The sequence below is a fragment of the Bradyrhizobium sp. Pha-3 genome, assembly GCF_042258615.1.
Lineage (GTDB): Bacteria > Pseudomonadota > Alphaproteobacteria > Rhizobiales > Xanthobacteraceae > Bradyrhizobium.
On sequence record NZ_CP170152.1, the window covers coordinates 6,324,034 to 6,336,020 of the forward strand.

At 62.2% G+C, this 11,987-nt stretch carries 8 protein-coding genes; all 8 read right to left on the reverse strand.

Annotated features, from left to right (window positions below; translation table 11 throughout):
- Positions 1-12: 12 nt before the first annotated feature.
- The 8 genes from ACE10Z_RS29940 to ACE10Z_RS29975 all read right to left on the reverse strand — a co-directional run bounded on the left by ACE10Z_RS29940 (position 13) and on the right by ACE10Z_RS29975 (position 11,941).
- Complete coding sequence (locus ACE10Z_RS29940; protein ID WP_375783976.1) at positions 13-936, reverse strand: glycosyltransferase family 2 protein; 924 nt, start codon at positions 934-936, stop codon at positions 13-15.
- An 11-nt stretch (positions 937-947) separates the two neighbouring features.
- Positions 948-2,882, reverse strand: coding sequence for a glycoside hydrolase family 99-like domain-containing protein (locus tag ACE10Z_RS29945; RefSeq protein ID WP_375783977.1), 1,935 nt, complete (start codon positions 2,880-2,882; stop codon positions 948-950).
- Between the two features lie 269 nt (positions 2,883-3,151).
- Complete coding sequence (locus tag ACE10Z_RS29950; protein WP_375783978.1) at positions 3,152-3,283, reverse strand: hypothetical protein; 132 nt, start codon at positions 3,281-3,283, stop codon at positions 3,152-3,154.
- 204 nt (positions 3,284-3,487) lie between these two features.
- The gene (locus ACE10Z_RS29955; RefSeq protein WP_375789956.1) at positions 3,488-5,521 is read right to left on the reverse strand and encodes a tetratricopeptide repeat protein; all 2,034 of its coding nucleotides are present in this window, start codon (positions 5,519-5,521) and stop codon (positions 3,488-3,490) included.
- Complete coding sequence (locus ACE10Z_RS29960) at positions 5,521-6,867, reverse strand: HlyD family type I secretion periplasmic adaptor subunit (protein ID WP_375783979.1); 1,347 nt, start codon at positions 6,865-6,867, stop codon at positions 5,521-5,523. The genes ACE10Z_RS29955 and ACE10Z_RS29960 overlap by 1 nt, the downstream gene beginning before the upstream one ends.
- Positions 6,857-9,091: a peptidase domain-containing ABC transporter gene (locus ACE10Z_RS29965; RefSeq protein WP_375783980.1), complete on the reverse strand. Its 2,235-nt coding sequence runs from the start codon at positions 9,089-9,091 to the stop codon at positions 6,857-6,859. The genes ACE10Z_RS29960 and ACE10Z_RS29965 overlap by 11 nt, the downstream gene beginning before the upstream one ends.
- Before the next feature lie 195 nt (positions 9,092-9,286).
- Positions 9,287-9,901 carry a methyltransferase domain-containing protein gene (locus ACE10Z_RS29970; protein WP_375789957.1) on the reverse strand — a complete coding sequence of 205 codons (615 nt, stop codon included), beginning with the start codon at positions 9,899-9,901 and terminating at the stop codon, positions 9,287-9,289.
- A gap of 345 nt (positions 9,902-10,246) precedes the next feature.
- A complete protein-coding gene (locus ACE10Z_RS29975) occupies positions 10,247-11,941 on the reverse strand; it encodes a calcium-binding protein (RefSeq protein ID WP_375783981.1) in 1,695 nt (564 codons plus the stop codon).
- Between the last annotated feature and the right edge of the window lie 46 nt (positions 11,942-11,987).

Consider the following 11,987-nt stretch of genomic DNA (forward strand, 5'->3'; position numbering starts at 1 on the left):
GCTTGCCCCCGATCAGCGCCAGCGAAGCGGCCTGGTCCGATCGTTCGACTCCACCGTCCGATGCTCCGGATGATAGGGCGCGTAGATCTGCTTGACCCAATAATTGAAGTTCGGGTGCAGCTTCACGAAGTCATAGAACGAATCGCCGAAATTGGACGGGCTAAGGCAGGTCTTGTTTTGCGGCCTCGACGAGATCGCATTCAGGCAATACGACTCCATGCAAGCCTTCGTCTCACTCTCCGCCACCTTGCTCAGACTTCGGAAGCTGTTGGTTGAGTGCAGCCGATACAGATAACGGTCGGTCTCGACATAGGTCGGCTCGACCTTGGTGACGGCGCGCAGGGCGAAGTCCCAGTCATGACAGTATTTGAGGTCGGCGAGCCAGCCCACCCGCCGCAGCAGTTCACGGCTGAAGACGAAGTTTCCGGTGGACGCGGCAATCTGGGAATCCAGGAATGTCCATGACAGCGGTGCACCTGCGATCTGGGCCCGGTCGATTGCATAGCGCAGTCGCGTGGGAAACTGGTAGTTGCTGATCGACCTGCCGTGTTCGTCGATCGGCTCGACGGCCGAGAAGCCGAAGAACAGCCGCTCATCGGCATATTGATCCGCGAACAGCCGCACTCGCTCCTTCGAAAAGGCATCGTCCGAGTTCAAAAGGAAGATCATGTCGCCGCTCGTCAGCGACAATGCCCTGTTCCAGGTGTAGTGGGCGCCGAGGTTTTGCGGGTTCTTGAGCAGCTTGCAGGAGACAAAGCGCTTTCCGAACGACCGCTTCTTGATCACGCGCTGCGCGACTTCAAAACTCCTGTCCGGCGAATGGTCGTCGACGATGACGAGCTCAATGTCGGCAAAAGTCTGCTGATAGACAGTCTCGAGGCATTCCTCGAGATACTGCTCGTGCTTGTAGCACGCGATGACGACACTTGCGAGCATCGGCGGCGACCTCAACGTCTCACGATGATCGAATGGCGGGACCGCACCAACGCGCTGGCGCCGTCGCCGACCTCCAGGACCGCGAGCTGATATTCACCATCCGGCAAATCCCGAATCGAGAAGGACAGCTGGAAGCCGAAATAGCAGTCCTTGCTTTCGGCCTTCATATAATCCTTCACGTCCACGCGCTCGTGCCAATCGACGATCAGGCAGTACCCGCCGTCGGCCGCGCTATCCGGCGCAAGCGCCGACAGCACCAGGAATCCCGTTCGTTGCCGGCTTGCCTCGAACGTATTGCCCGCGCAGATCCATCCCCGCACCAATATCTCGAAGCGCGGATCGACGATCACCCGCTCGCCGGTCTGCGAATTGATGTTCTCGATGACCAGCAACGAACCTGCCGGATTATCGGACGCGCCTTCCGCCTCGACCGGCGTACCGCTTCTGACGCGCTGTACGCCCGAATGGGTGAGACCCGACCGGTGCAGGTTGGCCAGCACTTCGACGTGCGTCGAGGCTTCCTTCACCGCCCACTCCAGCTCCTGCCGGCTCAGGCAATCGAGCAGATCCGGGCTATTTCGGATCTGCGCCGAAATCGGCTCCGCCGAAGCCACCCTTCGCACGACCTCCAGGAACGCGCGTCCGTGACGCGAATCCGGCTCGAGATGAGCACCCTCCGCCCACTCGTTCCAGGAATTGATGAACACCAACGACTCGGAGAAGCTGTTGCCCTTGGCGCGCAGCGTCGCGTCGCGAAGCCAGACCTCGAACGCCTCCGGACTGGACCTGGTGAAGACGTGACCGCGCGCGCCCTTGCGCGGCGTATTGTCCCAGCGCGGCATCACCGCAGGAAAGAACGGGAAATCATAGGTCTTGCCGATCGACGATCGCATCGCATCGACATAGTCGTACACCTTTCCGGCGAAGGTCGGCGGAGCATCGACCTCGGCCGGCGGCACCTCCCGCGTCGAGACCGTGTGCGGCGGAAACTCGATCGCCGCATCGCAATTGACGTCACGCGGATCGAACTCTCCGAAGGTCATCGCATTGCAAATCAGCAGTTCGCCGATTCCAAGCTCTCTGGCCCTCTCGCGCCAAATCTCGAACAGACGCTGCTTGTCCGGCAACAATGACGGCCTGTAGACGACGATGATCTTTCGACCATCGACAGTGATGTAGCGCTCATCGAGCAGCAGGTCGGCCATGTCGTCGATAAAGCGGACATCGTCGTCGAGCGAGTGATTTTGTCCCAACAGGAGCTCGGCATCGGAGCCGTCCCACCGGCGGGACCAGTTCTCGTTTGCCCAGCAGATGCAGAACGGCAGGTTCGGCTCGCCGTCCTCGAGCAGCAGCTGAAGCGGCTTTTCCAGCAGCCGTCGCCCCTGAAACCAGTAGACGTAGTAACAAAATCCATCGACGCCGTATTTGCGCGCGAGGTCGCCCTGCTGACGGCGCGTCTCCGGCAGCCGGACGTCATAGAATCCAAGATCGGCGGGCAACCACGGCGATTCGTGAGCCGGAAACTGCGCACGCATGCGCGCGACGTTGGTCCACTCGGTGAACCCCGGTCCCCACCACCTGTCGTTTTCTTCAAATGAATGGAATTGCGGCAGGTAGAAGCAAATGTAGCGCACCTCTTTGGTGGCGGCGTCCGCCGGTCCGGCAATTGTCCTGTTGTCGTTGTTCGGAAACAGCAGATCGTCGTAGTCCTCGATCGAGAAGCCCAGCGCGACGATCACTTCGCTCGGCGTAAAATTCTCGAACAGCGGTATCTCGTAATATTCGCCATCGCTCAGGCTGATCCGGAGATAGATCTGCGCATGCTTGGGCTCCACCAGCGAGTTTCGGAGGGCCCGCGCCAGACGACGGCGCACGCCCGGCGTGGATAGATCGATACGGAATCCGGGACGCCCGATCACGCTCCGCGGACCGATGCGGGCCGGCATGGATCGGCCGGTGCGCCCCTCTTCGACACAGTGGGAAGCGATAAAGAGCGCTATCGAAACCGTTGAAGCAGGCGCCTGGGCATCGACAATCCAACCCGAGATTCCCCGCCCCGAATATTCGAGGATCGCGCCACGCAACCGCGATCCTGACCGGAGATCGCTGATATCGGGATCCAGGAACAGGCTCTGCGGATGGTCTTCCTGCTGAACCGGACTGGCAACGGGCAACATATCCTTCGTATCCCTGACGCTCCGTTCGACCATCTTGTTCATTGCCACTCAATCTCCTGCCAACGTTTAACGCCGGCTCCAGTTTCTTTCCCGGTCACGCGGACGTTCGATCCCGGGATCACCTTGCCCGACACGCTCCAGATCGTGACCTCTCGGTTCTTATCGATCATCTTCACACAACCAGAGGTGCAATGAGCATTTATTCCGCGAACCCACATTAACGCAATCTCTCTATCGTCGATATGAAAGCCATTGTTAGTTCTGCCCAGATTGTCACGCGGACATGCACGCTTCCGTGCCTTCGCGCCCAAAAACAAAGCCGTTCACCGTCTCTGTCATTGCTCGCGCGCGACGTGATGTCGCCTCCAACAATCTCAGCCGGCGCTCTCGCCCATCGCCTGCAGACGACGCAGCGCACCTTCGTTGTTCTGCTGCGCCGCCTGTCGATACCAGCGCAGCGCCTGATCGCGGTCCTGCGCGACGCCGTTGCCGGCACGCAGTGCATCGCCGATGGCGAGCTGGGCTTCGGCCATACCCTGCTCCGCAGCTGCCGCGAACCACTCGGCCGCCTTCGCCGGATCGGCGTCGCGGCCCTGACCTCGCCCGAGCATCACGGCGAGGTTGTATTGCGCTGTCGTGTGGCCCTGGCGCGCCGCGGCCTCGTACCATTTCACGCCCTGGGCAAGATCCTGCTCGATGCCCTGCCCGGTGCAATACATCACCGCGAGCTTGAACTGCGCTGCGGCACTGCCGCCATCGGCAGCCTTGACGATCCAGCCGGCGGCCGCCTGCGGATCCTTGAGGGCGCTCTTGGGATCGGAATACAGCAACGCCAATGTGTGCTGGGCCTCGACATGGCCGGCACTTGCCGCGCGCTTGAACCATTGCGCCGCGGCCGGTAGATCGACCGCGCCACCGGACCTTCCCATGTGGAGCCCGCCCAACTGGAATGCCGCGGCGGAATGACCGACCTCGGCGGCATCGGTGAGCAGCGTGCGTGCTTGCGCAAGACCGGCTTCGGACGGCTCCTGCTGGATGAGAAACACGGCGTAGGCGGTCTTTGCATCGGCGTCGCCGCCCTTGGCAGCCTTGCTGAGCCATTCGGCAGCGCGTACCTGGTCGCGCGGCACACCGTTGCCCGCCGCGTAGAGCCGGCCGAGTTGCACGCCAGCGGCGCTGATGCCTCCCTCGCACGCGCGCTCGAACCACTTGATCGCGGCCGCGACATCGCGCGTCACGCCGTTGCCGTTGAGATAGAACACCGCGATGTTGTGGGCCGCCGTTGCATGGCCGCTCTCGGCGGCGCGTTCGAACCATTTCGCAGCCTGGCGGATGCTGGGCGGAACGCCGGCGCCGGTGGCGTAGAAGCGCCCGGTAAAGAATTGCGCCTGCGCGTCGCCGCGCTCGGCCGCCTTCTCGTACCAGTACGCCGCCTCGCGCAGATCCGGCTCGGCGCTAGTGCCGAGCGCATAGAACTCGGCCAGCGCCTGGATCGCCGGCAGGTAATCCTTCCGTGCCGCCTTGCGCAGCGCGGTCTCGGCCTTGTCGAGGTCCTTTGCCACCCCTTTGCCGCTCAGCCGCAACAGCGCGATGTTGTAGAGCGCGATGGTATCGTCATGGGCAGCGGCGCTCTGGAACAGCCGCGCGGCCTCTTCGACATTTTCGGGAAGCCCGGCGCCCTTGAGGCACATGAAAGCGAGTGCCACCTGCGCGCGCACATGCCCCTGCTCCGCGGCCTTGTGATACCAGATCGCGGCCTGCGCAAAATCGACGGGAATGCCGCGCCCCTGATAATGCACGTCACCGAGCGCGAATTCGCCGGCCGCCGCCTTCTGCTCGGCGGCGGCCTCGTACCAGCGCAGGGCAACAGCGTGATCCTTGGCGCAGCCTTGCCCGTTGGCGTACATGTCGCCCAGGAGCGCCTGTGCGTCCGCCTTGCCGGCCTCCGCCGCCACCGACATCCAGAGGAAGGCGGCGTCGAGGTCCCTGGGCACGCCGATTCCGTTCGGGAACACCAGATCGTGGAGGTTGGTCGCCTTGTCGCCCAGCCGCGCCGCCGTGGATTGCCGCCACATCTCGGGCCTGTTCGGTCCGAGCGCGGCCTGAAACCCGTGGAAGTAGATCAAGCCAAGCTGGAATTGCGCGTCGGTGTGTCCGTTCAGGGCAGCGCGCTCATACCACGCGACCGCATCGGGAATATTGCCGATGACGCCCTCGTTCCGCGCATAAAGCAGCCCGATCCGGTAATCCGCCTCCGGGTTACCCGCTCGCGATGCAAGCCGCCACAAGCGCAGCGCCTCGAGATATTGCTGGTTCTCGTAAGCCTCCAGTCCCCGTTCAAACTGCGAAGAGTCTGAACGGGACGAACCGGGTCGGAGCAAGTCGAGAAGGGATCGCGTCGATACCATCATGGCTCGCGCATTGCTTCTTTTGCACTGCGCAGCATGCCGCCGAGCAGATACATCGCCACCGATCGGGTACCGACATTGACATCGCCTTGCAGCGTCATGCCGGGGATGAGGCGGAAGTTCTTCGGAACATCCTTGAAGTTGGTCTCTTCGACGGAGCATCGCGCCTTGTAGTAGGCATCGACCGGCTTTCCGTCATCATCGGTCGTGAAGGCGCCTTCGCTGATCCAGCGAATCTTGCCCTGCGCCGTCCCGTGCTCTGCCGCGTTGAAGGCATCGACCTTCATCGTGCAGGGGTCGTTCGGCCGGACGAAGCCGACGTCGCGCGACAGGATCTGGATCTCGGCCTCGAGCCGGGTCTTGAGCGGCATCAGCGTGATGAAGGGATCGCCCGGCTTCAGCACCGATCCGACCGAGAGCTTGGCGAGGGTCAGGACGACCGAGGGCTCGGCTGCCGTCCACCGCACCAGGTCCTGATGCTTGATCGCCTTGTCATAGTTCGAGCGGGCGGTATCCAGGCTGTTGCGCGTCGTCACCAGATCCTGGCTCAGTTGCGCATTCCACTGCTCGGTGAAGGCCTTGCGGTCGGCTTTCAACGAATCCAGCTGGTGTTGCGCTTCCAGCAAGGTGTTGTGCGTGTTGTCGATCTGACGCAACAACTCCAGGCGATTATCCTGAGACAGATACAGGTTCAGCTTGGACCCGCTGCCGCTTTCGGCAAGCGTGGAGCGCATGTCCTCGATCTTGCCGGCGATCTCGGCACGTTGACTGTACCGCTCGTCGTCCTTCTTCGACTTCTGGATCGTCGCTTCGGTCTGGCTGATCTTGGAGTCGTAGCTGTTCACCTGCGCATTGTACTGGGCGACGCGCTGGTCGTAGAGCGCCTTCTGCAAGGCGTTGTACCTGGTGGCTTCCGGATCGTTGGTTTGGGCGAACGACAACGGCTTTCCGGACAATTCGGCCTCGTCGCGGGCAACCTGTGCGTCAAGGCTCGCAATCTGCAGCTTGTACTGCGTGACGTCGGCCACGGTGAAGGTCGAGTCGAGCGTCGCAAGCAGCTGACCCGTCTCAACCTGCTCACCTTCCCGAACATCGATCGTCTTGATGATCGACGCGTCCAGCGCCTGCAGCACGTTGATCTGATCGACCGGAACGATCCTGCCGCCGACGCTCGTGATGACCCGATCGACGCGGGTGAAGCACATGATCGCCACGACGGCGACCATGAACGCCGACAGCACGAACAGCGTCGCGCGCGCCAGCAACGGCTCGGCCGCCTCGCGGATGGCATCGGTTTCGGACTGGAACTGGCGAACGGTCGCGAGCGAAGCCTGATTAGGAGACAAGGGTCGGACTCCTGAAGTTCTTCTCGTTGCGGCCCGCCGGCACAAGATGCGTATTCTGCTGGTACCAGAGCGAGCTATAGATGTCGTTTCGTTCCAGAAGCTCATCGTGGCGGCCGATATCGTTGACCACGCCGCGATTGAGCACGAGGATCGCATCGGCCTTCGTGAGCGACGACAGCCGGTGCGAGATGATGATCAGCGTGCGTCCCTGGGCGATCCGCGAAATATTCGCGTTCACGATCGTCTCGCTCTCGGCATCGAGCGCGCTGGTCGCTTCGTCCAGGATCAGGATCGGCGGATTGACGATCAGCGCTCGCGCGATCGCGAGGCGCTGACGCTGCCCGCCGGAGAGATTGGTGGATCCCTCGTAGATGTAGGTCTCGTAGCCGCGCGGCAGCTTGTCGATGAACTCCTCGGCCCCCGCCAATCGCGCCGCCCTGACAATGTCGTCGAAGGTCGCATCGGGCTTTGCGGCCGAAATGTTCTCGCGGATCGTGCCGCTGAACAGGAAGTTCTCCTGCAGCACGACGCCGACGTTGCGCCGAAGATGGTCGACATCGTATTCGCGGACATCGATGCCATCGACCTTGATCAGACCGCCGTAGTCGGAATGCAGGCGCTGCAACAGCCGCGTGATCGTGGTCTTGCCCGAGCCGCTCTTGCCCATCACGCCCAGCGTCGTGCCGAGCGGGATCTCGAACGAGATGTTGTTCAGCGCCGGCGACACCGCTCCCTTGTACTTGAAGGTGACGCCGGAGAACTCGACCAGTCCCTTGAGCGGGACCCGCACGCCATGGCCGGAACGTCCCTCCTCAGGCGGCTGATTCACCAGCCGGCCGACGATCGTGACTGCCGTGCGCGCCTCGTCATACTGGTTGATGAGCTGGGCCATCTGCATCAGCGGGCCGGCAACACGTTGCGACAGCATCAGAAAGGCAAACAGCGCGCCGACGTAGACCGGATCGCCGCTCGACACGGCCAGGTAGACACCGAATGCATAGGGCGCACTCACCGCCAACCGTTCCAGCGGACGCACCACCGTCTGGATGGCGGTTCCGGTCAGGCCTTCGGCAAGACGCGCCTTGGCGACGCGCGCCACCAGCACATCCCACATGTGGCGCTGCCGCGTGTCGAGCGCCAGCGATTTGATGGTCCGCATGCCGTTCAGGCTCTGGATCAGGAACGCGCCCTGTGCGCCTTCGGCCGCCAGGGTTGCCGAGGACTTCTTCCGGTAGGTCGGCAACATCAGGATAAGCCAGGTTACGATCACCCCAGCAAAGCCGAGAACCATCAGCGTCATGATCGGGCTGAAGAAGAACATGACGGGCAGGAAGAAGAACAGCGTCGTCGAATCGAGAATGGTTCCGAACAACTGCCCGGTGAGGAAGCCGCGAATTCGAAACACCTCGCGGATGTCCCGCGAAATCAGACCGACTGCGTTCTGTTCGAAGTAATCGATCGGCAGATTGAGCACTTTCTCGAACACGTAGGTCGATAGTTTGACGTCGAGGCGGGCCGTCAAACGCTGCACCAGATACTGCCGCAGGAACGTGAACGCCGCCTCGAACATGATGACCACGAACATGGCGATGCACAGCACGTAGAACGTGTTGTAGGCCTTGTAGAAAATGACCTTGTCCGAGAGCAGCCGCCAGAACATGATCGGTGCCAGGCCCATGAAGCCCAGGATCAGCGCCGCGATCGCGACGTCGCGCAGGATCCGCCGCTCGCGGAACAGCAAGGCGGTGACAAAGCCGAAGCTGAACGGCTGGGTCTCGTCGGAGATCTCGTAATCGCGCTTGGCCATGACGACGTCGCCCGACCAGATGTCCTCAAAGCGCGGTTGATCGATGACGAGCAGCGCATCCTCGCTCGCGTTCGGATCCTGCAAGACCACCCGGGTGCTGTTTTCATCGCCTTCGAGGCGCAGCAAGACCATGTGGCTGCCGTCGCGCAGGCGAACGATTACCGGCAGCGCCCGTTTGAGATGGCTCAGTCCCTTCCAGTCCAGCGAGACGGCCTTTGCCGTCATGCCCGAGGTATTCGCGCACTTCAAAAGCTCGGCAAGCGTGACTTCCTGGTCGCCGAGGAGATTGTCATGGATGAGCTGGGACGGGGTCAGATGCAGACCATGCTGTCTTGCCACGATGACGAGACAGGCGAGACCCGAGGGCGGCAGCGCCTCCACCGAAGGTGCGCCGACGAGCGAGAGGTGTTTGGTCATGGAAGCCTCGAGGTTTCGACTGCGCAAGATCCGGTCCCTAGCGAGATATAACTTATCACTGTTAGTTCGCTAACGCAGCATTTTCAGCGCATCGTTCCGAAAGATATGTGTCTCAACAAGCACAGAAGCCAGTTCCGGCCATTGCTACCGGCGATTTAACCACGGAACCTTTATAACATTGTTTAACATCGACGATCACGGGGCGGCGGCTACCGTCTCCCGGAAGTCGAATCCGCAGGCCTCGAGCTGTGGCCGGATTCGCCTCTCCTCGGCCTCCGGCATCAACGCCAGCGCGCAAACCTCGAAATTCCCGCTGCGAACGGAGACCGTCGGAAAGCCGGCGCTGAGCAGCAGGTTTCCCATCCGGTCGCACGAAAAGCCGGTCTTGTGCGCCATGTGGTGGCGTCCCTGCTCGATCGCGCCGGAATGCCCGTAGATCATATCAAGTGGCCGTATCGGACCGGCCGGCGAGACATAGGCGACCGCGCCGAGGCCTTGGGTCAGCATGTGCTGAGCCACCGCCTCCAGGTCGGGGGACATGATCAGCGCGAATCCGTCCGGCTTGAGAACCTCGCGGAACTGGACGAATGTGGGGTGGATCTCATGGGCATAGAGATGCTCCATCAGATGGGAGCACCAGATCGCGTCGAACGACGCGGGCCGGCACAATTTGGCGAGATCGGTAATCGAGCCGACGATGTCCGGAGTCACGCTGCCGTCGACATCGAGGCGAACCTCCTCCCATTCATGCGACGTCAGGAGCGGCTGGATCCTCTTGGCAACCGTCGAGCCGGCACCGGCATTCAGCAATTTCTTCTTGGCCAATTCGAGAGCTCCGCGGTTCGCGCATTAAGCGGCTGATTTCTGCAGCGATCGCTCGTCCGACCGAAGTTGCCGGCGCCGCGGGAAACCATCGGCCACGGCACCACTCAATCGAGCGAGCCACACGCCTTTACAAAAGCTACGTGGTCCGAATGTGACGAACTAACGTTCTAACGTTCGCTAACGGAATGCATGGCGCGGAACTTGAGACGGAGTTCCACCGATCCGACGCCAAATGGTCGACAAGTTCCGATCACCGCGTTCGCATACCAAAGAACGTGCCGCCGCAACCGAGGTTGAGGCGGCACTCTCGCTATGTGAACACCCGGGATGTTACAGCCTGGTCGAGTGACCATCGTTGAAGATCAGGTATTCGACGTTGCTGATCTGGGTGACCTGGCCATTGCTGAAGTTGATGTCGAGAGAACCGTCCTTGCCCGCACTGATGTCGGTCACATCGGTCGAGGCGTGATCCAGGAAAGTCAGGGAGTCCTTGCTGCCGCCACCGCCGTCGACGGTGTCGTTGCTGTGGGGATTGGACAGGTAGAAATAGTCCTGACCGGCGCCGCCGACCATCGAGGCCGTACCGGTCGCGGAGCCGACGAACGACGAACCATCGTTGCCGCCGATCAGCGTCTGCGTGCCCGAGCCGGCGACCAGCGTATCGTGGCCGGAGCCGCCGCGCAGCGTATCGTTGCCGGCACCGCCGTAGAGTGAGTCGTTGCCGTCGCCACCGTAGAGCTTCGTCGCGTGCGAGGCGTCGCTGCCCGAGTAAATGACGTCGTTGCCGGCGCCGCCGTACTCCGCAACCGTGGCGGTGCCGCCCACCAGCAGGTCGTTGCCTGCGCCGCCATACAGCGAATCGGCACCGTCACCGCCATAGAGCGAGTCGTTACCGGCACCGCCGTCGAGGATCGAGCCGTGCGACGCATCCGAGTGCGAGTAGAGCGCATCGTTACCGCTGCCACCATATTCCGCGGCAGTCCCGCTAGCGCCAATCAGCAGGTCGTTGCCGGCACCGCCGTCCAGCGTGTCGGAACCGGCAAAAGCACTGCCATGCAGCGTGTCGTCGCCCGCACCGCCATCGAGCAACGTCCCAAACGTCTCACCGCTGCCCGAATAGAGATCATCGTTACCGCTCCCGCCGTACTCCACGGCGGTCCTCACGCCGCCGCTCAGCAGGTCATCGCCGGCACCGCCATCCAGCGTGTCGGCAGCGGTACTTGCACCGCCGAACAGCGAGTCGTTACCGTCACCGCCCGACATCAACGAGGCGTACTGCGTATTCAGGCTCGTGAAGAACATGTCGTTGCCGGGGCCGCCGTAGAGCTGATCGCTGCCCTGGCCGGCGGCGGCAAGGGTGTCATTGCCCTCGCCGTCGTAGAGAACCTGATTGCCCGTACCCGCGCCCAACCAGTCGTTACCGGCGCCGCCGTACAGCGTGTCGGCACCCGCACCACCGAACACCATGTCGTTGCCGGTACCGCCGTCCAGCGTGCTGGAAGTGCCCGCCGCGCTGACAGAATACAGCCTGTCGTCGCCACTACCGCCATACAGCTCCGACCAGCTCCCGGCTTGAAGCAGGTCGTTGCCGGCGCCGCCTTCAATCATGCTGTGGCCCGTGCCACCACCGTACACGGTGTCGTTGCCGGCGCCGGTGAGAACCGTCGTATCGCCGCTGTTGTTGAAAGAGACATAATCGTTGCCGGCGCCGCTCGCGATCAGCACAGGGGTGCTGCTGTTCACCGTCAGCGTCACGTCGCTGTTGGTGGCCTCGATGATCGCCTTCAGGCTGGCGTCGATGTTAACAGTATTATTGAAGTTGGTTTCGATCAGAACATTGGCGACCGGATCCGGCTTGCTGATCCCGGCACCGACCTCGACCGGGATCGTGGAGCCGTCGTCCGGGCTGGTGTACCCGATCCCGGCATTGATCAGATGGTCGAGAATCTGTTGCTGGGTCGCGTGATCGATCGTGGCGTTGATCGCTGCTTTGAGATCCGTCTGGTCCAGAGTGTGCGTCGTCATTCGATGACTCGCATTTAGAGCAATCCGTCACGCTGCCCAAGATTAT